Raw genomic sequence first — 21,195 nt, forward strand, 5'->3', positions numbered from 1 at the left:
GAAATCGCTACGATGGCAGCATCATTCGCAACCGAGAACGAACATGGAACTCTGGATGGATCTGCTGTTTGGTGATGCGATTGGCCTCATGTCAATGGCGGTAGTGTTATCTACTGTGGTTATTATGGGTTATTACGTTTGGCTGTTTATCAGCCGAGCGTTGAAAGACCCAAACGATAAGTCTTGCTAACAGACCCTCCCTGGATCTGGCAATAAGGGGTTAACGGCTTGTCGCAGTGCCGTTAACCCCGCTTCGTTACTCTGCTTATTAGCGGCCTACTGATGGTGCGTCTCCTCCCGTCTCTCCCAAAAATTGCTTTACCTTCTGCCGCTTGCCGCTACTAATTTGACTATGCTTACAGCATCTTCGTGGCTGAACCTCAGTCATGGTACAGGGGAGGGATGACTGTGCTGCCGATCAAATACAAAAAAGGCTACAAGTACCAACTGGTAGAAATCTTTGAAGTGAAGTTACCTTTGTCACCTGCAGAGGCGATTGACGATGGGCTTTTTCTAACGCTATCGACGTTTGGCGTGCTCAGTATTAAAGCTGGCTATGCTTGGGACGGTCCATCTGGTCCGACGTTGGATACGGCCAACTTCATGCGTGGCTCATTGGTGCATGATGCGTTATATCAGTTAATGAGAAATGGTCACTTGGATAGAGGTGAGTATCGCGATATCGCAGACCGACTGCTGCAGCGCCAATGTAAAGAGGATGGCATGTCATCGCCTCGGGCGTGGTGGGTGTATTGGGGGGTGCGTTTATTTGGTGGTAAAGCGAGTCATGAAGACGCCGTGAAAAATGTGTTGAGTGCCCCGCGATAATGCACTATCGCGCTTGTCATTGGAGTTGGTTGCAATAGACTGAGGCCGACTAATTTCTGTGGGATATGTCGTGGCAAAGCAACTCTTCTCCTCTTGTTATCTCTGTTTTAGCAAACCGGTTTGTTTTTACTGGTTACTGGCTGCCGTCTTATTACCGAGCAATGTCGGCGCTGTGGATCTGGTGGGGTTACACCAAGAGCCCAATTTTAGCCGTGCTATTCAACAGGTCGAAGATGCCCCCGCTGAGTCATTGTCGCAGTTAAGCCTTGCCATAGTGCGAGTCGATAGCACCGATAGAAAAGCGCGTATCAGCTACCTGATGGGACGGGCTAATATGGCGCTCGGTGCGCCCGATGCCGCCATCGTTAATTACCAAGATAGCCGCGAACTCGCGCTGGCGCTGGCTGATGATGAGTTGTTGCACCGTTCTGATTACGGTATCGCGTCTATCTACCTCTACCACGATAACCCTGTGCTGGCGTTGGATATTTTCAAGCGGTTACGGATCAATGATGAAAAGCGTGGCAACCTGAAGCGCCTGGGCTCAACACTTAATAATATCGGTGTCAGTTATCGACTGTTAGGCAAGTTAGACCTGGCGATGCAGTACTTTATTGAAGCTCTGGTCTATAAAGAGCAATACGAAAATCCGATATCCGTGGCACGAACTTTGACCAATATCGGTGAAATCGAACTGGACATGGGGCAGTTCGATGCTGCCAAGGCGCGTTTGCTACAGGCGGAGATGATATTTACGCAGGAAGAGCGTGGTAAAGACCTCATGCGCGTACTTAATCTGTTGGGTAATGTTGAAGCCAGCGCTGGTCAGTTTGATGCCGCAATGCGTCACTATCAAAAGGCGTTGGATTATTATCAGCGTCATGGGCCGGAAGCCGCATTGGCGCAATCCTATCAGAATATTGCCGATCTTTATGCGCGGCAAAATCAGCCTGATAAATCGATAGCCCTGTACGAAAAAGCGTTAGAACTATCAGATGATCTCAGTGATGGCGTGCTTAGTCCCGATATTGCTGTGCGGCTCGGCAACGCTTATTTGGATAAACAGCAGCCTGCCGTTGCCCTTGAGATCTATCAACAAGCGATGGCGCAAGTTGGAACTCGTACATTGGGCGCTTATGAAGGTCCGTTGTTGCTTGGTTTGTCCCGTGCCAGTGAAGCAATGGGCGATTATCAACAGGCACTCGCTTACCTGAAACAGTTTCAAAGCAGCACCCTGGGGTTACAGCATTCTGAAATGCGGATGCAGGCTCAGGAGTTGCACCAGAAATTTGGCGTGGCGGAGAAAGAGGCATCGATCCGTTTACTTGAGCAGGAAAATGCACTGCGTGAGTCGGAGCTTGCCGCGCAGGCGTATCAGCGAAACTTTTGGTTATCGGGCAGTTTGGTGTTGTTGTTGGGCTTCTCATTCCTCACCTACCGTCAACGCAGCCGACGTCTGCTGATGGCGGAAAAGGCCAGCGTAACAGAGACCATACTTGAGAAAAAACGTACCTTGTTTGCCAATATCAGCCATGAATTTCGTACGCCACTGACGCTGATCTTAGGCCCGCTGCATCAATTAAAGTCTGCCGACACGCCAGAGTTAAAAAGACAATCTCTATTGGCGCAGATCGAGCTGAATGCACAGCGTATGTTGCGCATGGTTGAACAGGTGTTGCAACTGGCCAAGCTGGAAGCGGGCGAAGAGCGGGACGCCAAGCGTGTATTGTTAGACCAGCTAGTGGCGCAGACCACTCTGGAGTTAAGGCCTCTTTTTGAGCAAAAACGGATCCAGCTAACTACCGCTATTGCGCCGGATTGTTGCTTGATAGGTGATCACGACCTGTTAGAAAAAGTGGTGGTTAATTTGCTGAGTAACGCCGTGAAATACACCCCGGAAGGCGGGCGGGTGGCGGCGTCATTAACAGCAGAGAACGAAAAACTGAAGTTGGTGGTCACTGACAGTGGCATCGGCATGACAGACGAAGCGATGAAACAGATATTTGAACGTTTCGTACGTGCTCATGTGGATGTTGAAGGCACTGCCGGTGTGGGGATTGGTCTGGCCTTGGTGAAAGAGGTAGTGGAGGCGCATAAAGGCGAAATAAGTGTCAGTAGCCGAGTCAATGAAGGGACGGTTTTTACCGTAGTGCTGCCCCGCTATATGACCTTAGAAGCGCTCGCAACAAGTTTGCCCGCTAGTGAATCGGGGCAGGTGTTAACTGCAGCGCCATTACCTGCGACTCAATCTGCCGCAGCCTCGCCGGTGGCGTCGAATAGTGACAGCGAGCAAGCCGCGGATCAACATGATGAGAGCGTGCGCCCTAAGGTGCTTATTATTGATGACCACCCGGAGATCGTCGCCATGGTGGCTGATGTTTTAGCCAATCAGTATCACTGCATTACAGAGACCGACAGCCCTACTGCGGTACAGATCGCGATAGAGCAGGTACCAGATCTGATTATCACCGACCTGATGATGCCGTCGCTTGATGGGTTCGAAGTGAGTCGTTTGATCCGCGATAACCCCGCAACTAGCCATATTCCTTTGATGTTGCTCACCGCCAAAGGCGATGATGAAAGTCGCTTGAAGGCATGGCAAAGCGATATTGATGCCTACCTGTCGAAGCCATTTAACCCGGATGAGCTGCAACTGCGTTGCGCTGGTCTGATTAAAGTGCGGCGCTTGATTGCGCAAAAGCTGCAGTTGCGTGATCCGCAGCCGGAGCAGAGTGCAGAATCGAGCGGAACGCAGCAACCCAATCAAGAGAGTGCGGCGGGGCTTAATCAACGGGATCGGCAGTTTGTTGAAAAGCTGGAAGGGGTATTGGCGCAGCATTATTCACAGAGCAGCTTGGATAAAGCACTGATCGCCAATGCCGTGGCAATGAGTGAGCGGCAATTGCAACGCAAAATGCAGGCCCTATTTGGCCAAACGCCCACGGATTACGTTCGCAGCTTCCGCTTAAAGTTAGCGGCTGATGCGTTGCAAGCGGGCGAAGCGGTAACACAAGTGGCCTCCGCTGTTGGTTTCTCTTCACCCGCTTACTTTAGCCAGTGCTTTAAGCAAAAATTTGGCATGAGTCCGAGCGACTTTGTGCGGCAACAAACTTCATCGGGCTAATTTCAGCGCGCGCCTCTTCAACATCTGCTTGTGGCTGGTAGTTTGGTATCAGCCACAAGCGCACTTTTGTAGCAATTATCGGCCAACCGTTCTCGATTATAGAAAATGGCCGGTTTTTCACTGTATCTCATATCCGACACCGCTATTGTTTCTGCGACAGAGCTATAAATAACGGCCATTTTGGTGTCCGTTTTTTAATGCCACAAGCTTTTTGTTGATTTTATTTTTGATTTTATCTTGTTGAAAATAAAGCCTTTTAATAGGTTGTCCGTTATTTGGTGTTATCTGTCCGCTGATTGAATGCGCTTATCGATAGCAACTTCTAATCTTTGCTCAACGTTTCGCACTACTGATATGCAAGTCGTCGCATCACAGGTGCTTTGGGTAGGGAAAGGCAATGAAGACACAATGGGTTTATCGCGGTGTATTGAACTGTTCAGCAGCCGTCGCATTTATTGGTTTACTGATGCTGTTTGGTGAAATAGATGATGTAACACGGGATTGTTCTGACAGCAGCCGGATTGTTGCAGCGAAAGAGATCGCTAAGAACAGCTTTTTTGGTGCCGCTGAAACCATTGACCCAAAGCAGATAACAGAGTGTCGCCAGAACGCTGAGGTTGTTGCTTTTCTATATGACCAACAACTGTGGGTTGATTGTAAAAGTAGCTGCTCATTATTGGTAACCAGCGACGGCTTGTCGGGTGACATGAGTGTTTTTCGCATCGACAGTCAGGATGACCGCTGGGACGAGTTTCATACTTGGCGCAGTGCGTCGCTTAATATGCACCGGATCAATTTGAGTGGTTCGCAGTATGACGACGTGATGGTGATAGATGACGACATGAGCCGTTGTATTGATGTGCGGATGGACGGGTTGCAGGGTAAAGACCTGCTGCAAGCGGGCTGTGGTAACGACCTCATATATGGCAGCGGCGGTAACGACATGATTATTGCGCAAACGGGTAATGATGAGATTTATGGTGGCACTGGTAACGACCGCATATGGGCGGGTCATGGTGCCGATGAGATCTTCGGCCAGGCGGGGCAAGACGTTATCCACGGTGCCGATGCACATGATTATGTCGAAGGAGTAGATGGTGAAAGCCTGTTTTTGGGCAAACCTAAAGGCCTTGATATCGCTGGTGTGTTGGAAAACCAAGCGGTACGCCTGAAACAGCAACAGATGCTTTCATCCGTCGCCCTGTCAGGCTCTGAAAGTCTGGACTTTGAATAAGCGAAGAGAAAGAGAGCTTCAGCAACAGAACGTAACAGGCGCCCTCGGGGGAGCCTAAGCAACCGAATAATAACGATAAGAGTGATTCCACGCGAATTGAAGGCGGCCAAGGATGGCTGCCTATTTTTTTGGCTGTTATTTAACCGTCCTTCATACATCCGCTGTTGCAACTGCGCACTCTGTCACAGAGTCTTAATGCTTGCCTGTATCGGCATGATCCAGATCTTTTTTAAATTCGTCTGACTGCACTATGCTCAATCGTAATTTCATTTCTTATAAGACCAACATTGATGGGATCGACTATGCCTTACACCGCCGACACAATCCAAGAGTTGAACATTTTGTGCCGCTTTAATCTCGATACAACGCTCGAAGGAATAAAAGTTCACCATGATGCAGCCCCTGAGGTGATTGAAGCCACTCAGCGATTACATGATAAAGGCTTAGTGACCATGCCCGATGGTGGCTATTTAACCGATTTAGGAAGAGAAACAGCAGAGCACGCGCAAGCGATGGCGTCGCTGTTGATGACCAGCTAGTCAGCTTTGTGTGTTAACCCCTTAACCGCAAAGAAAAGAGGTCGTTTACTGCAGATATAAGCCGCAGTGAACGACCGTTCCATCTGCATTTTCTCCCCTTAAAAAAACGCATTCTGGATTGCCCAATTGGCACTATCTGTGTAGTCTGCCACCCTCTTAACATCTAATACTTTTTCGTTCAATCCAGTCAATGGAGTTTTGTTGTGATCTCAACCGCCAATATCACCATGCAGTTCGGCGAAAAGCCGCTGTTCGAGAACATCTCAGTCAAATTTGGTGGTGGTAACCGCTACGGTCTCATTGGTGCCAATGGCTGTGGTAAATCCACCTTCATGAAGATCCTCAGTGGCGAGCTGGAAGCTACCTCCGGCAAAGTGATGTTGGATCCCAACGAGCGTTTAGCCAAACTGAGTCAGGATCAGTTTGCTTATGAAGAGTATTCCGTGATCGATACAGTGATTATGGGTCATGCGGAACTCTGGAAAGTAAAGGAAGAGCGTGACCGCATCTACTCCATGGCAGAGATGAGTGAAGAAGATGGTATGCGGGTGGCCGATCTGGAAACCGAGTTTGCCGAAATGGACGGCTATTCCGCCGAAGCCCGTGCGGGTGAATTGCTATTGGGTGTAGGCATTCCGGTCGAGCAGCATTTTGGCCCGATGAGCGAGATCGCGCCGGGTTGGAAACTCCGCGTATTGCTTTCTCAGGTGCTGTTTGCCGATCCTGATGTGATGTTGCTTGACGAACCGACCAACAACCTGGATATCAATACCATCCGTTGGCTGGAAGGGGTACTGAATCAACGTAACTGCACCATGATTATTATCTCTCACGATCGCCACTTCCTGAACAGTGTTTGTACGCATATGGCCGATCTGGATTACGGTGAACTGCGCTTGTTCCCTGGTCACTATGACGAGTACATGGCGGCAGCTACTGCAGCGCGCGCTACGATGATGGCCGACAACGCGAAGAAGAAAGCGCAGATCGCTGAGTTGCAGCAATTTGTTGCTCGTTTCTCTGCTAACGCTTCTAAGGCGAAACAGGCAACGTCACGGGCCAAACAGATAGACAAGATCCAACTGGCAGAAGTAAAAGCCTCTAGCCGCCAGAACCCGTTTATTCGCTTTACCCAGGAGAAGAAGCTTTACCGTAATGCTCTGGAAGTGAGCAAAATGGGACAAGGTTACGACGGTGAGCTGCTGTTTAAAGGCTTGGATCTGTTGGTGGAAGTGGGTGAACGTATTGCCGTGATCGGCCAAAACGGTGTTGGTAAGTCGACACTGTTAGACACCTTAGCCGGACGCAAAGTGCCGAAAGAGGGCACGATAAAATGGTCTGAGAACAGTCATATCGGCTACTACGCTCAGGATCACGCCAGTGAGTTTGAACAGGATATGAACCTCTACGACTGGATGGATCAGTGGGGTAAAGAGGCCGATGACGAGCAGGTGATCCGTGGTACTTTGGGTCGTTTGCTGTTTTCGCAGAACGATATCAAGAAATCAGTGAATGTGATCTCTGGTGGTGAGCAGGGGCGGATGTTGTTTGGTAAGTTGATGCTGCAAACGCCAAATATTCTGCTGATGGATGAACCGACCAACCACATGGATATGGAATCGATTGAATCCCTGAATATGGCGTTAGAGCAGTATGAAGGCACCCTGATCTTCGTCAGTCACGACCGTCAGTTTGTTTCCAGCTTGGCAACGCGGATCATCGAGTTAACCGAAGATGGCGTGACCGATTTCCACGGCACTTACGACGAATACCTGAAGTCGCAGGGTGTCGAAGAGTAAATCGCAATCACCTGCGGTTAACGCTCAAAAAAGGCGCTGAAATTAGCGCCTTTTTTGTTGCCGAAGTAATGCCAAAACCTTCTGCCTAAGGTCCGACAGGCTGTTTGTCTGGTGCCATAAAGTCTAACGGACTGGTGGTGCCAGCGCGCGGTGCTTCGCTATTATGCCGCTACGTTACTACCCGTTAGCTTGGTGCTGGAGGGTCACCTTATAAATCCTTCAGTCCGGCGGTGTGAACCAGTCTTACGAATTCACTGATAGTCGACCGTATTCGCAACTTTGAGATAACAAAGTCGGGTTCTCTCCGTACTTTCTTCCCTAAACGAACAACCAACTACATAGCCCGCTTTTTGATGGTTTTAGGCTGAAAGTGGCACTGCCATCCAGCCTGCTGGGCTACGGGCCCTAGCCACCATAAAGTGACTTCAGCGAGCATGGCGATTAACAGCAGTACATAGTAACGGCGAGGGTAACGCGAGCGACTTAGTCGCAACTATCAGGGAACTCAGGCTTTTTTTGTGAATTTGCGGACACTGTTGTGCAAGCATTTGGTGTAGGATTTGAGCTTCGGGCATCCCGACTGCCTCCGTGCAGGATGAGATAGGATTTGTTTTTGGCGAAATTAATTAGATTAAACCACGGGGTACGCGTCTACTTTTATGAACTTCCTAAGGATTATGAGGGGATTCGCTAGATTTAAGCGTTAAGACTAATGGAGAGAAAATGACTGAATTTTGGTTTAAAGTCGCCAATGTATTCAACCTGCTGGTTGCGAACATATTTGCCATCTTAGCATTGCCATTTGCGTTACTTTTTCTGTTTGTAGGTGTTAAAGGACTACTAACTTCTGCTATTGCAATAATTGATAAAGTAGAGGTTGAAGGGAGTTTTTCAGCCGGTGCTGTATATGGTGGTGTCGTTACCGGACCACTTATGGTTTTGCTTGCACTTTGGTTATTTAGACTATCGTTTCGGATTTTTAAAAGGAACTTCAAAAAGGGGCCATACAAGTCAATTGATTATGGCTAGTCTTAACAAAAAGTCTTTCCTCAGCCCCCTAAATACAACACTTCGCGGCAGGACCTTGGACTCGCAAGCTCACCGTAAAACGAAGGCGTTAGGCATAAGAACATGAATCTACCAAGTCTTTTAAATCTTTCATTAAAGTCAGACGAGTTAATCGAGTTATTTGAACTTTATGAAGTTGAAGTGGTTTACGCTTATGATCGATTGTATGAAGGGACAGAAGATAAATACTATGGTTCAATCTATGATTTAGGGCTTGAGTTTTCATTTGATCATGAGCAAATTCTTAAGACAATATTTGTTTTTATGAATACTACAGAAGAATATCAGGCTGCAAGTCTTTCAAAATTAGGCATTGATGAATTCTCAGACAAGCCGTCTCTGCTAGAGCATGTGAAATCAAACAACCTTGAATTCCAAGAGGGTGAGGCAGAATTCCTAGGCGAGTATAGAAAGTGGGTTAAAGTTATATTCGATGGTCATTCAATACACTATGAATATCTTAAGAGTGGTTTGTCTCAGGTTACTTTTCAAGCTTAAATGCCTAACTAGTTTAGGCAGCAATCGCTGTAGTTGCTCCGTTCTAGTAGACACCAAAGTCAAACAAGCCGGTTTTTGATCTGAGTTTCATATTATTCGGTGCGCTTTGCTAAGTCGCTTATTTTTAACACTAAAAGGAATTAACATGAAACTTAAAGCAGCATTCATTTTTGTCGCACCGGAAGCCGATCGTAAAACCCATCGTTCCAGTATTGACACGCCAGCGGTTGAACTCATTAGTGTTGGGGTGAAAGACTACGCAGACGCTGAGGTATTAGCAAAGGAGTTGGTTTTAGAAGGCGTTGCTGCGATTGAATTATGTGGTGGTTTTGGCAGTGATGGCGTCGCCCGAGTGAGTCAGGCGGTAGAGGGGAGGGCTGCTGTTGGTGTCGTTCGGTTTGATAATCACCCAGGCCTTGATTACCAAAGTGGTGATGCAATTTTTCAGTAGGATGTTTTAATTCTTTATAACGTAAACGGGATGATTTTCTCGCAAGCGCGCAGAGACACCTGCGGTGTGTTTTTGCGTACGCCTTAATTTCCAGTGTTGTCAGGTTTTAGTGATATGGTCGAGTACGTCAGAATTGCTTTTTTGGTTGTAGGTTCAATTCCTTTGCTTGTGTATCCCTTTGTCGCTATCGCCAGCCTGATGGGGTTGGGTAGCCAATCCACGATCGATATCCCCCTATTTAACAGAATAATGAACCTGTTTTTCTTATGGGGAACGCTGACATATCCGGTCGTTCTTTTGCTCTGTTTTTGGTTGAGTGGAAAAGTGCAAGCTCATGGTGTGTACGTTGCTTGTTTTCCCTTACTGTTTTTGTTTTTGCTCTGGGTGAGTTTTCATTTTATGGATGCGCCTTAGGTTCAAAAGATAACGTGGGTGATTTTAGGTGCTGGCGGCTATCTCTACCTTAATACGTTGTTCAGCAAGTGTTGGAATGCTGTAAGGCAGGGTTTGGTGCGATTACGTTGTCGGTCGATGTGCTTGAGCAGATGATCAGCCATCCTGGCAGTCAATCGGCATGTATGCAGTTTGATCAAGACTGGCATGGGGCATTTGGTAGCAAACTCTCGTTTCAAGCGTAATAACCCGCGTTTAAGCATCATCATGTGCTGGAAAACACATTGCATGCGTTAAGTAAGTTGAAAGCACTGCTTCGGGTTGGATTGCTCGGGCATTGTGCTTTACTCACTGTGGCGGGTTCGCTTCGCTGTTGATGTCATCTATTTAGGAGCACAAGAGGTTGTTATGGCGCAAATTTGGCTCCGAGACGTCTTGTCGTCTGATATGGATACGTTATTTGAACAACAGAATGAACCGAAAGCCTGCGAAGTGGCCCAGTTTGTTCCGCGAAGCCGTGAGGCGTTTTTATCTCATTGGCAAAGTAACGTGTTATCGAGTACGTGTGCCACAGTGAAAACCGTTATGGTACTAGATGCAACGGATGTGGCGAGGGGAGATAAGGGACGCGTGGCGGGCAGTGTCGTGTGTTGGTTGCAGCAGGAACAGTGGAAAATAGGCTATTGGTTGGGCTGTGATTTTTGGCAGCGAGGAATAGCGACACAGGCGCTGTCGCTGTTCCTAGATGTCGTGATTGAGAGACCCTTGTATGCCAATGTGACAAAAAGCAATATTGGTTCGTTACGGGTGTTGGCGAAGAATGGTTTTATAGTTGAACGGGAACAGCGCTTTTTCTGCCCCGGATTAAATCAGCAGATAGAAGAGCTGGTGTTATGTTTGCCTGCTGCCGGTTCCGCGTGAATAGTGTCCCCCGCGAGAGAGCGTCTTGCTCTGTGTGAGCCAATTCTAGCAATGACTATATCTTATAAAAGACCACAGCCTAATAAGGCGCGGCGACTAGATAGAACAGACAGTCACTTTGCGCTATGCGGATATTGGTGGTGATCATAAACAGCTTTAGTGGCTGTTTAGGCGTTAATTCACCTGCTCGGTTTTCAAAATAATCGTTGGTTAAGTCGATGCCCTGACCGTCGAGCACTTTGATGGCTCTGGTATCATTTCCTTGTAGCCAAGCTAAACATGTGCCGGGCAGTACACGACCAAAGTTGTGATGTTCGATATTGCCCGGAAGCGTAATATCCGCGCCACTGACCGCCTGTTCAGCGACAGCCAAGCTCATTTGTGGGGTGATGATGACACGGCATGGATGATGCAGCAGTTCCACATCCCAGTCTTGACGGCTGTACTCCCTCACATTGGCTGCGCAAATAAACTTCTCTAATCCTTCTAATGCCACTTGGCGAGACTCGGGATCGATGGCACCGCCACATTCAATGGTGACGACGGGCATCTGAGTGGAAGTCTTCTCCATTAACGCACCCAGCCTGACGTCGGTGACGATCATACGTTGGCAAAATAGAGAGGCGATGGCTTGGTGTATGGCGCAATCTTCGACCGACACGGCAAATGCCGGTCCTGAGCCCGAAGTGTTGTGTAGATCGACGACCGCTTCGGGTTGTAACTCTATAAGTGCCTGCCAGATCTCGCGTGCTAGCTGACCTGGAAAATCGTCCGTGGGCCCGTTAAAACAGCGATTAAGATCGCGGTGCTGAGGCAAATGGCGGTGGCTAAAGTAAGGGCGGGTTAGCGCCGTATTGACGACGGCGATAAACAGGTGACAGGTGACAGGAGGGGATAGGGCGCGCTGTAGTAACTGAAACAAAGCTTCGACGCCTGACGGTTCGTTGCCGTGCAGTAAGGTGACGACGGCGCGCGAGCGGGTGATGTCTTTGCCTTCTATGGTGAGCCATGTCGGGCCTCCGCATTGCTGGAGGAACTCGATGACGGAATGCCCTGTCGTGGCTTTATCTAAGCGTTGCCCATAGGGAATGATGTAGCGGGATAACAGCGGAGAGTATGTGTCGTTTGATGGGCGGATAGGCGCGCTCATAATTCGCTGCTCCATTGGGCTACGGGGGTGCCTATTTGTTGCTGTTCGTAATATCGCCATAGCATTTGATGTAGGGCATCGTGGCGGGAAAGGCTTTGTTCCAGCTGGCTTAGTATCTTGAGTTGCCAGATGGCACCGTTTTGTTGGTGGGTTAGTCGCATCCTGATGGGATCAAGGTAGAGTGCTATTTCAGCTGCGGTGATCCCGAGTGTGGCTAATCCGCGCTCTGCAACGGGGAGCATTTTTGTCGCTAACGTTGTTAGAGGGATCTCTTGCAACTGCCCATGTGGGCCAGACGGCCATACCAGCTGTGCGTCTAACCCGTGCTGAGCGGACCGGTAAAAATTGTAGCGCGCATGCTCAAAAGGTAAGGCAACCAAGTGGTCTTCGAGCTGATCCTGCAGGCCGACCGCCATGCCGATGCAAAATGCGGCGTTGGCCATCATATCTAAGGGGGTAGGGCCCGCGGGTAGAGCCCTTAGTTCGATCCTTAGGTGGCCTTCGGCAACGGGGTCGTAGACCGGACGGTTCCAATTCCAGACCGTGCCTTGGTGTAGCCGCAGGCTACTTAAAGCGGGCGTTTTACCTTGCTGGATGTCAGTCAACGGTGATTCATGGTAGTCAACCGGCATCATTACGGGGAATTGACGTGCGCTGGAGGAAAACAGTTCCAGTGGACTTTTGCGTGCCCAACCACAACCGAAACCCACACGGGCGGGTGGGCGCCAATGATTTGAATGTCTGTCTCGGTAGTCGATCGACTGTTTAAACAGCGTGATCCTGGTTTCGTGCCACAGCCGATGGCCGAGCAGAGTCGGTGAGTTGGCTGCTAAACCAAGCGCGATCGGCGTAACTAACTGTATGGCGTTGTAGTGATCGACAAACTCTTTAGGATTTACTCTCAGATGAACCTGAAATGATGTGTTTGCACCTTCCAGAGTTAAAAAGTCGGTGTGTAATTTGAGCGGCTCTGCGCCATCGATGTGGATATAAAATGGATCTTGTTTTAGCTCATCCAGTCTTTGGGATAGGGCGTGATAACGAGGTTCGTCGGTCATGTTGGCTAAGCCAAAATCGCTTTGCCTTAATGTGGGAAGAATGCCAATGGCGAGAATGCGTGTATCGGTTGGCGCAGCAATATGACGAAGTTCAGCCAGCTTTTCGTTCAGCTGACGGTGAATTGCGGTAAAAGGTGTGCCCGCAGCGGGTACCGGGGACAGATTGTATTCCAGGTTGAAGCGGTTAAGTTCTAGTGTGAGTAATGGATCGTTCGCCAGTTTTTGGAAGTGCTTGTTGAATGGTTGAGGGTGGCCGCAGTGATCGACCAAGTACAACTCAAGCTCTGCTCCCAGAGAGCAGGGGCCAACGCCAAAATCTGGTTTATCTAATAAGCATGCTAGTGCTTCAATGTCCTGTTCAAGGCATTGTGCAAAGCGCTCAAAATCAGCCGCACAGAAATGATGCTTATCAACGGCTTGTCCCATAGAGCCTGCGATAAAAAATCAAGGATAAACTCAGTGTATGTCAGCGGGCGGTGGTTGCCCGAAAGAGTGCGAAATATTTGACCCGCTTCATTTTTCGGCCTGCCGGATCGGCCTGACAAACCGTCATTAGGATGTTGAGTCCGATTTTTTTATCGGAGCAACGGTGTTTGTTTTTGCTGCGGGTGATGCATTACGCCTCGTGCGGGGGCTTTCTTTCCCTGTGTCCGCGTCTGTATCTGCTTCTATCTCGGCTTCGGTTGGTAGCGGATGGCTACTATGCAACTGCACTTCATTTCTATGCAGCGCGGCATAGAGCTCGTCTATGTCGGCATCCATCAACTCCCGAGACTGCCAGCTCTTGCTTGTGCCTAACCCCAACCAGGCATTGCGGTATTTGGCTTTGGCTTCATAAAGCAGACGATCGGAGAGCATGATTGCGGGCTCAATCATCGCTTCATCTGGTTCTTGCTCGGCGAGAGGGAACGGCGCAAAGCCAAGAGAGCAGGTGATGCTGATGGGCTGATTGTCAGCGACGATAAAGCTATGTCGGGCGACGACTCGGCGTATCTTTTCCGCCAGTTGTGCTGCGCCATACTCATCTATTTGCTGGGCAACCAGGAGAAACTCTTCTCCGCCCATTCGTACCAGCTGGTCACTGTCACGCAGCAGCTTAGTACAGAGGCGGCTGAACTGCACCAGTACCTCGTCTCCTGCGGAGTGGCCGTGCTTATCATTGACCTCCTTGAAAAAGTCGAGGTCAATCATAAAGAAGTAGATGTCAGCACTTGAGTAGATCGATGAACGGCGTTGAAACCAGCGGCGGCGCATGATCGGTATCTGGATCGAGAGCCAGTGCTGCAGAAAACGGCGATTACCAAGTTTGGTTAGGGGATCGTGCTCGCTCTGATCTTCATAGGCTTTGGCGAGCCGTCGGCTTTGGTAAACCAACGCACTGATCAGGCAGAGCAAAATGCATAACACAGCGATGGTCGCTTGCAGGCTTTTCTTTTGCCAATCTTGCTGAGCAAGGGCGAGCTCTGCTTGCAGTTTGCCTGATTTAAGTTGCGCTAGTTGTTCCGATTGTACTGACAGTTGGTGTTCTGCTCTGAGTAATTGCAGGTTTGTATTCTGATTTTGTTGTGCCAGTTGATTGGTGTAGTTATCCGCTGTCTTATGGGCAAAAAACGCGTCTTTGAATCTGTTTTGTTGCTGATAGATATCGGTCAGGAGCTGGTAGCTTTGACTGGCTTCCTCAAGCAGCTCGAGCTGTTCTGCCAGTGCCGCTGCTGATTGTGCAAAGGTTTGGGCGGAAGTTAAACGCCCTAACAGTAAGCGGCTTCTGGCTTTTAATAGATCGGTTTTTAACTGCAGTGTCGGCGGTGCATTTTTCAGAGTGTCGTTGTTGGCGCGTTTGAGAAAACTCTCCGCTTGTTTCGGTTGGTTGCGCAGCAGCCAGCTTTCGGCAATAGCAAGTAAGGATTCAAGCTGAGCGTTGCGTTGATCCTCGGCCTGATATAGCGACAGTGCCTGACGAAAGTGTTGCTGCGCCTTTTGGTACTGTTCATGGTCGAGCGCCAGTTCACCGCTCTCCATTAACACGTTAGCAATACCGTTACTATTATTCAGCTGTTGATAACCACTCTTGGCCGAATCTAGGTGGCTTTGAGCAAGATCTTTACGTTTCAGCAGGCGTTGCAGTTTTGCCAAATTTAGATGGCTACGTGCGACAGCATCTTTCTCCTGATGACGTTGCCAAATAGCGTGGGTCTTTAACGCTGTGTCCAAAGCTTCATGGTATTTGCCTTGTGTTTGATACACCTCGGAAATATAGCCAAGCGGATAAACGGCAGCCAATTCGTTGTTTGCTTTGGCAAAACTGGCTAGTGCATTATTAAAGCGGTTTAATGCGTTGTTGAACTGCGCGTTGTCTTTGTAAATTAACCCTAAGTTCACCTCGGTGACACCGGTGCGCCAGGGATCATTCAGTTGGTAGCTATAATTGAGCGCCTTGTATAGGTTGTCGAGCGCAAGCACTGGCTCGCCAAGACTACGGTAGACACTGCCCAAGTTTGAGTGGGCACTGACCTGCCTGTCCAGATACTTATGTTGGTCGGCGATCGCCAGTGTTTTGTGAAAATAGACTTCTGCTTGCTCAAAGCGTCCTTGGCGAAAGGCCAATGCCCCTTCGAGGTTAATTGCTTCGACACGTAATCGAGGCAGGTTGTGTTGTTCAGCGACCATTAACGCTTGTTCGGTTAACAGTGCACTTCTTGGATATTGCCCCTGCAGCATATATGCCCACGCAACAGCGACTTTGACATTGGCGGCGTCTACTGCGGACAGCGGAGTATCGAGTAGCAGGTTACCCTGTTGTATGGTCGCGGTGGGGTCGCGACGGGCTAACTCTTTTAGTTCGGTGAGGCTAATGGGCGTGCCTGTAGACATCCCCGTCACTGGCGAAGAAGACGGTTCATCCGCCAGACTGGGTTGACCCCAAAGCATAAACATCGTCAAAAGCAGTGCTAGCTTTGCCCGAGAATTCACCCTGTGCTCCCATTACGTTGGCTTGCTTCCATGCGGACGCCTCACTGTGAGTTGATCTTGTAATGTTAGCAAGATGTTGCGCTTTGTACAGGAGCTGCTTAAATACTTTCCGCAGCGGGTGAAGGGGTTACGGTGCAACCCCGCCGTTTACCTGCTCTTACCATGGTCGATGGCGTGCCTAGCGCTGTCAGATTGTTTTGCTTGGCGCTTGAGTTGTCGCCAGATAAAACGCTTGGCACTAAGGCTATCTGATTGGCTCAGGGGTAATGGCTCTGGTTCGCTCACAAGCTGGGCAACGAGTTGCTCGGCACATAGCCAGGCAGACGTTAGGCCGCGAGAGCCAAGCCCGGTCAGTGTCCACAGCATAGGTGCCCCAGGTAAAGACTGCGGGCCATCACTGAGGGTGACTTCTGCTAATGTCGTCTGAACCGGCACCGGACCAACCAGCGGCAGATGATCAGGTGAAGCGCAGCGAAAGCCCACTTTTCCCTGTTGGCTCATCGATAAGGTTTGTGTCCACGGCGCAGGCGCCAAACAGCGCTGTAGCTTGTCTAGGTTTTCTGCAGCTTCAGTTGGACTTAGTTCGGTGTCGAGGTTGCCCCGTTTAAAGCTAGAGCCAATACAGTGTTCACCTGCCACCGCAGGGGTCATGTAGCCTTCATAGCAAAGGACGCGCTTTAATGGTTGCGATGTTGTGGTGGCGGGCACGTGACTGACCTGACCACGGATCGGTGTTAAGGGTAGAGAGCCTAATGGGCCTAGCTGGCTTTGATGACCTGCACAGACAATCAATGGCGTATGGTTTAGTGCATAACTGCTGGTTTTTGCCGTGCTGTCGGCAGACACCAGGGTGAGCTGCCAGCCTTGTTCGCTTGCAGATATGTCTTCAACTCTGGCATGAACTGTTTCCAACAGGCCTGTTTGTTCCGCCCAACGGAATAGCGTCTGACAAAGTTCAGCAGGGGAGACCCAGCCTGCATTTGGATAAAACAGTGCGGCATGGGGCAGAGTTACCCCAGCTAATTCGGAGGCCTGGTTGGCGTCTACCGAGTGCATCAGTGCGGGAGGGTATAGCGCACTGGCCAGCAGCTTTTGTTGGCGTTGTTGACTGCGCTCATTGAAAGCAAGCTGCAAGACGCCGTTGAGCTGTAAATGCAGTTCAGCACCTTGCGCCTTCGCCTGTTCGGCGAGCTGTTGGGTTTGCTGGACGGCAAACAGCGACGCAGGGGTAAAAAATTGGCTGATAGCATCGAGTTCAACATGTAGCAGTGGATAGATAGCCCCTTGACGGTTGCCCGATGCCTGCGAGCCTGGTGTTTCGTCCTGGCTGATCACTTTGCAGTTGATACCGCGCTTGGTTAGGGAGTAAACCAGTGTCGCTGCCGCGATGCCATTACCTATGATGGTGACCGGTTGGCTGCTATTCGGTGCGGTTGAGGCCGTTATGCTGTCACCGTGAGACTGGTATTTGCCTGCCAGCATCTCCCGTTTACGGCCAAATCCTTTTACTTTCCACATCTCGAAACCGGCGGCGATCAGCGAGCGGCGTATCATGCCCGCGGCGGTAAATGTGGCGACGGTGGCATCGGGTGCCGACAGTCGAGCCATCTGCTGGAATAGTGTGGGTTGCCACATCTCCGGATTTTTTGACGGGGCAAAACCGTCCAGGTACCAGGCGTTGACGATATGAGGGTGAGAGTTGGCGCTGGCATTGATCTGCGGTAGCCAGTCGTTAACATCACCCAGCCATAAATCCAGAGTGACGCGCCCATGGTCGAAGGTCAGGCGGTGGCAGCCAGCAACGGCTGGCGGATACTGGGTTAAAAGTGGCGCGATATAGTGTTGCAGCTGTGGCCAAACGCTGAGTGCTTTGGCTAAGTCCTCAGGCTGTAATGGATACTTTTCAAATGAGATGAAGTGCAGGCGTTGGCTGTGTGGCTTATCGTTTGCGGCGTCACGGGAGCGTTCGAATTTGCTCCAGGTGAGCAAAAAATTCAGGCCGGTGCCAAACCCCGTTTCGGCGACGACAAACAACGGGTTGTCACTGTTTTGCCAGCGTTCTGGAAGACGATTTTGCGCCATAAACACATAGGCGCTCTCTTCCAGTCCTGAGGCTCTGGAGAAATAGACATCATCAAACTCAGTGGCCACAGGGGTGGTGGGATCAGACCAATCAAGTTGTGCATGACTGAGGTTGAACTTTTGTGCCATTGAAAAAAAGCTCCATTACGCGACAAGACGCGCTATTCTACTGCATTGTAAGTAGGAAGGTAGTGTTTGGTGCCGCTGAAAGCCGACCAGTTTGATGGTGCTTTGCGGCTATTATCCCCGGTTGGATTAAGAATCAAGGTTGTGGCAATGAAACGAGCGGTAATCACAGGTATCGGTATTGTTTCCAGTATCGGAAATAATGCAGAAGAGGTTTTGGCATCACTAAAGGCTGGACGCTCTGGTATCACTAAGGCCGAATCCTTTGCTGAAATGGGCATGCGTAGTCAGGTTTGGGGTGATGTGAAACTCGATCCCAGTGAACATATTGACCGTAAGGCGATGCGCTTTATGGGCAATGCAGCAGCGTACGCATATATTGCAATGGATCAGGCGATCGCAGATTCAGGCTTGGATGAAGCACAAGTTTCCAATCCTCGCACCGGCCTCGTGGCTGGTTCTGGCGGCGCAAGTTCCGAGAATCAGGTTGCTGCGGCTGATATTTTGCGCGAAAAAGGTGTTCGTCGTGTCGGGCCTTACATGGTGCCTCGTACCATGGGCAGTACAACTTCCGCTTGTTTGGCGACACCGTTCAAGATCAAAGGTGTTAACTACTCGATGAGTTCAGCTTGTGCTACCTCTGCACACTGTATCGGCCACGCTTTAGAGCTTATTCAGTTGGGTAAGCAAGATGTTGTATTCGCTGGTGGTGGTGAAGAAGTTCATTGGTCTCTGGCTGTGCAGTTCGATGGCATGGGCGCGTTATCTACCAAGTACAACGATACGCCAGAATTAGCATCACGTACGTATGATACCAGCCGCGATGGTTTTGTTATCTCCGGTGGCGGCGGCATGGTTGTGGTTGAAGAACTCGAACATGCTTTGGCCCGTGGCGCAAAAATTTATGGTGAAGTTGTAGGTTATGGCGCAACCTCTGACGGCTACGATATGGTGGCTCCGTCAGGCGAGGGTGCTGTACGTTGTATGCGTCAGGCGATGGATACTGTTGATGCCCCAATCGACTATTTGAATACCCATGGCACCAGCACGCCGGTTGGTGATGTGAAAGAGCTGGGCGCGATTAAAGAAGTGTTTGGTGACAATGCGCCAGCCTTGAGTGCCAGTAAGTCGATGACTGGGCATGCTCTGGGTGCGGCGGGCGTTCATGAGGCGGTCTATTCACTATTAATGATGGACAATGGCTTTATCGCGCCATCAATCAATATTGATGAGCTTGATCCAGAAGCCGCAGGTTTACCCGTGGTGACTGAAGCCCGTGATGCTGAGCTTAAGACTGTGATGTCAAACAGCTTTGGTTTTGGCGGTACAAACGCCACCTTGGTATTCAGCAAGTACGAAGCTTAACTGCAGATTAGCTATCGCAGTATTGAAAGGGCCTAAGGGCCCTTTTTTACGTTTAGGCGGTGTATTATTTAGTTGATTTGAATATTAAAAAGCCAATTAGACTAAGCTATTGTCTAATCCCTTGCTCGCTAACTGGACAGCCTTGAAAGTGCAGATTAGAGTGCCAGCTCTCAAAGCCTATTGATGTGAGTGTGAGATGCGAATTCTTGTTGATGAAAATATGCCCTATGCGCGCCAGCTATTCAGCGAATTTGGTCAGGTTGAAGCAATCTCTGGGCGTGACCTGACGCCATCAAAATTAAAAGATGTTGATGGTTTGATGATCCGCTCCGTCACCAAGGTCAATGAAGCATTGCTAACAGAAGCTAATAAACTCTCGTTTGTTGGCTCGGCCACCATAGGTACAGATCATGTCGATAAGTCATTGTTGATGAGTCGAGATATCAGTTTTGTCAACGCACCGGGCTGCAATGCGCACTCGGTGGCTGATTACCTAATCAGTGCCTTATTTGTTTTGGCGCAGCAACACCAGTTTAATCTGCGCGATAAAACGGTGGCGATTATTGGGGTTGGAAATATTGGGACTCGCGTGATCGATAAATGTGAGGCGCTTGGGATCAACTATCTGCTTTGTGATCCTTTTAAAGCCCCTGCAGATGCGTTTCGCCAATATGTATCGTTGGAAGAGGCGGCAAGAGCAGACATTATCACGTTTCATGTGCCATTGACCCGTGATGGCCAATATCCAACCTTCCATATGGTTGATGAAGCTTTCCTATCAGCACTTAACCCTGGCACTGTGTTGGTCAATGCTAGTCGTGGCGAAATCATTGACAATAAGGCGCTGTACCACGTGTTATCCCAAGGCAAACAACTGCCCACTGTACTCGATGTGTGGGAGAACGAACCCCATGTGATGGCAGAGCTATTGCCGTTAGTGGAGTTGGCCACAGCACATATCGCTGGTTACTCGCTGGAAGGGAAAGCGCGGGGTACAGAGATGATTTATCAAGCGTTTGCGGATCATTGTGGACGCAGAGTCAGTCAGCACCTGGAGGATTTTCTGCCACAACCAGAAATTGCCGGTTTTAATTTGGGGCAGCCACCCACACCAGAGATCGTACAACGTTTGGTTCATGCGGTTTATGATGTGCGCCGAGATGACAAGCTGTTCCGAGAGCATGCATTGGCGGGTAAGGGATTTGATTGGTTACGGCGTTTTTATCCTGAACGCCGTGAATTATCATCGGCGGTCATCACAGGTAATCCGTCGGTAACTTCACTGCAGCTAGCGCCGCTGTATCAGTTAGGTTTCTCCCGTCCAGACTAGGGAAATATTGCGATTTTTAATGGCTGAGTTTGTAGAAAACGCAGCTTCAGTTATGTAGCGCGCTTTGACTAGCAATGCGCGCAAAACGCTTCGCTTAGCTGTTTTTGCTGCCGGTCAACGTGATTGGTCAGCTAAATGCTTGACGCTCCCCACATTAATCGCCTTACTCATTGATAGATAATGGCCAAACACTATCTTATAGTCAGGCCATCTTAAGTTTTTGTTACTTTGGGATAACCTCAAGTTAACAACAAGATGT

16 protein-coding genes are annotated in these 21,195 nt (G+C 49.6%); 12 read left to right on the top strand and 4 right to left on the bottom strand.

Translation table 11 applies throughout. The features are described from left to right. The first annotated feature begins 43 nt into the window (after positions 1-43). From EXY25_RS15540 to EXY25_RS15590, 10 genes are all read left to right on the top strand, one after another. Positions 44-190: a DUF3149 domain-containing protein gene (locus tag EXY25_RS15540; protein ID WP_114338925.1), complete on the top strand. Its 147-nt coding sequence runs from the start codon at positions 44-46 to the stop codon at positions 188-190. A 212-nt stretch (positions 191-402) separates the two neighbouring features. After that, positions 403-828, top strand: coding sequence for a DUF1353 domain-containing protein (locus EXY25_RS15545; RefSeq protein ID WP_114338926.1), 426 nt, complete (start codon positions 403-405; stop codon positions 826-828). A 70-nt stretch (positions 829-898) separates the two neighbouring features. Continuing rightward, positions 899-3,952, top strand: coding sequence for a tetratricopeptide repeat protein (locus EXY25_RS15550; RefSeq protein WP_130567547.1), 3,054 nt, complete (start codon positions 899-901; stop codon positions 3,950-3,952). A 397-nt stretch (positions 3,953-4,349) separates the two neighbouring features. Then, the gene (locus EXY25_RS15555) at positions 4,350-5,186 is read left to right on the top strand and encodes a calcium-binding protein (RefSeq protein ID WP_130567549.1); all 837 of its coding nucleotides are present in this window, start codon (positions 4,350-4,352) and stop codon (positions 5,184-5,186) included. A 302-nt stretch (positions 5,187-5,488) separates the two neighbouring features. Continuing rightward, complete coding sequence (locus tag EXY25_RS15560) at positions 5,489-5,725, top strand: TIGR02647 family protein (RefSeq protein WP_114338929.1); 237 nt, start codon at positions 5,489-5,491, stop codon at positions 5,723-5,725. A 203-nt stretch (positions 5,726-5,928) separates the two neighbouring features. After that, entirely contained in the window at positions 5,929-7,524 is a 1,596-nt protein-coding gene (locus tag EXY25_RS15565; protein ID WP_114338930.1) for an ABC-F family ATPase, read from the top strand. Positions 7,525-8,247: 723 nt separating this feature from the next. Next, positions 8,248-8,553, top strand: a complete 306-nt coding sequence (locus EXY25_RS15570; protein WP_130567551.1) for a hypothetical protein — start codon at positions 8,248-8,250, stop codon at positions 8,551-8,553. Between the two features lie 102 nt (positions 8,554-8,655). Next, positions 8,656-9,090 (top strand): hypothetical protein, encoded by a 435-nt coding sequence (locus EXY25_RS15575; protein ID WP_130567552.1) that lies wholly within the window; start codon positions 8,656-8,658, stop codon positions 9,088-9,090. 145 nt (positions 9,091-9,235) lie between these two features. Further along, positions 9,236-9,541 (top strand): DUF6506 family protein, encoded by a 306-nt coding sequence (locus EXY25_RS15580; RefSeq protein WP_130567554.1) that lies wholly within the window; start codon positions 9,236-9,238, stop codon positions 9,539-9,541. A gap of 801 nt (positions 9,542-10,342) precedes the next feature. Continuing rightward, positions 10,343-10,855: a GNAT family N-acetyltransferase gene (locus tag EXY25_RS15590; protein WP_130567557.1), complete on the top strand. Its 513-nt coding sequence runs from the start codon at positions 10,343-10,345 to the stop codon at positions 10,853-10,855. A 79-nt stretch (positions 10,856-10,934) separates the two neighbouring features. Here the strand turns inward: EXY25_RS15590 and EXY25_RS15595 are convergent, their stop codons facing one another. The 4 genes from EXY25_RS15595 to mnmC all read right to left on the bottom strand — a co-directional run bounded on the left by EXY25_RS15595 (position 10,935) and on the right by mnmC (position 18,244). Beyond that, positions 10,935-12,005, bottom strand: a complete 1,071-nt coding sequence (locus EXY25_RS15595) for a M14 family metallopeptidase (RefSeq protein WP_165419385.1) — start codon at positions 12,003-12,005, stop codon at positions 10,935-10,937. Continuing rightward, entirely contained in the window at positions 12,002-13,489 is a 1,488-nt protein-coding gene (locus EXY25_RS15600; protein ID WP_130567561.1) for a glutamate-cysteine ligase family protein, read from the bottom strand. Before EXY25_RS15600 ends, EXY25_RS15595 begins: the two co-directional genes overlap by 4 nt. A gap of 126 nt (positions 13,490-13,615) precedes the next feature. Further along, positions 13,616-16,033 carry a diguanylate cyclase gene (locus EXY25_RS15605; protein ID WP_130567563.1) on the bottom strand — a complete coding sequence of 806 codons (2,418 nt, stop codon included), beginning with the start codon at positions 16,031-16,033 and terminating at the stop codon, positions 13,616-13,618. 147 nt (positions 16,034-16,180) lie between these two features. Beyond that, entirely contained in the window at positions 16,181-18,244 is a 2,064-nt protein-coding gene (gene mnmC, locus EXY25_RS15610) for a bifunctional tRNA (5-methylaminomethyl-2-thiouridine)(34)-methyltransferase MnmC2/FAD-dependent 5-carboxymethylaminomethyl-2-thiouridine(34) oxidoreductase MnmC1 (RefSeq protein ID WP_130567565.1), read from the bottom strand. Positions 18,245-18,391: 147 nt separating this feature from the next. Between mnmC and fabB the strand changes: the two genes are divergently transcribed. Continuing rightward, positions 18,392-19,606: a beta-ketoacyl-ACP synthase I gene (gene fabB / locus EXY25_RS15615; RefSeq protein ID WP_114339951.1), complete on the top strand. Its 1,215-nt coding sequence runs from the start codon at positions 18,392-18,394 to the stop codon at positions 19,604-19,606. A 196-nt stretch (positions 19,607-19,802) separates the two neighbouring features. Further along, positions 19,803-20,936 (top strand): 4-phosphoerythronate dehydrogenase, encoded by a 1,134-nt coding sequence (locus tag EXY25_RS15620; RefSeq protein WP_130567567.1) that lies wholly within the window; start codon positions 19,803-19,805, stop codon positions 20,934-20,936. Positions 20,937-21,195: the final 259 nt, after the last annotated feature.

The sequence above is a fragment of the Corallincola spongiicola genome (genome assembly GCF_004284785.1).
Classification (GTDB): domain Bacteria; phylum Pseudomonadota; class Gammaproteobacteria; order Enterobacterales; family Neiellaceae; genus Corallincola; species Corallincola holothuriorum.

Excerpts from the sequence above, each read along its gene's own strand:
- EXY25_RS15540 (WP_114338925.1), top strand. The coding sequence starts at position 44 with ATGGAACTCTGGATGGATCTGCTGTTTGGTGATGCGATTGGCCTCATG.
- EXY25_RS15545 (WP_114338926.1), top strand. The coding sequence starts at position 403 with ATGACTGTGCTGCCGATCAAATACAAAAAAGGCTACAAGTACCAACTG.
- EXY25_RS15555 (WP_130567549.1), top strand. The coding sequence starts at position 4,350 with ATGAAGACACAATGGGTTTATCGCGGTGTATTGAACTGTTCAGCAGCC.
- EXY25_RS15560 (WP_114338929.1), top strand. The coding sequence starts at position 5,489 with ATGCCTTACACCGCCGACACAATCCAAGAGTTGAACATTTTGTGCCGC.
- EXY25_RS15570 (WP_130567551.1), top strand. The coding sequence starts at position 8,248 with ATGACTGAATTTTGGTTTAAAGTCGCCAATGTATTCAACCTGCTGGTT.
- EXY25_RS15575 (WP_130567552.1), top strand. The coding sequence starts at position 8,656 with ATGAATCTACCAAGTCTTTTAAATCTTTCATTAAAGTCAGACGAGTTA.
- EXY25_RS15580 (WP_130567554.1), top strand. The coding sequence starts at position 9,236 with ATGAAACTTAAAGCAGCATTCATTTTTGTCGCACCGGAAGCCGATCGT.
- EXY25_RS15590 (WP_130567557.1), top strand. The coding sequence starts at position 10,343 with ATGGCGCAAATTTGGCTCCGAGACGTCTTGTCGTCTGATATGGATACG.
- EXY25_RS15595 (WP_165419385.1), bottom strand. The coding sequence starts at position 12,005 with ATGAGCGCGCCTATCCGCCCATCAAACGACACATACTCTCCGCTGTTA.
- EXY25_RS15600 (WP_130567561.1), bottom strand. The coding sequence starts at position 13,489 with ATGGGACAAGCCGTTGATAAGCATCATTTCTGTGCGGCTGATTTTGAG.
- mnmC (WP_130567565.1), bottom strand. The coding sequence starts at position 18,244 with ATGGCACAAAAGTTCAACCTCAGTCATGCACAACTTGATTGGTCTGAT.
- fabB (WP_114339951.1), top strand. The coding sequence starts at position 18,392 with ATGAAACGAGCGGTAATCACAGGTATCGGTATTGTTTCCAGTATCGGA.
- EXY25_RS15620 (WP_130567567.1), top strand. The coding sequence starts at position 19,803 with ATGCGAATTCTTGTTGATGAAAATATGCCCTATGCGCGCCAGCTATTC.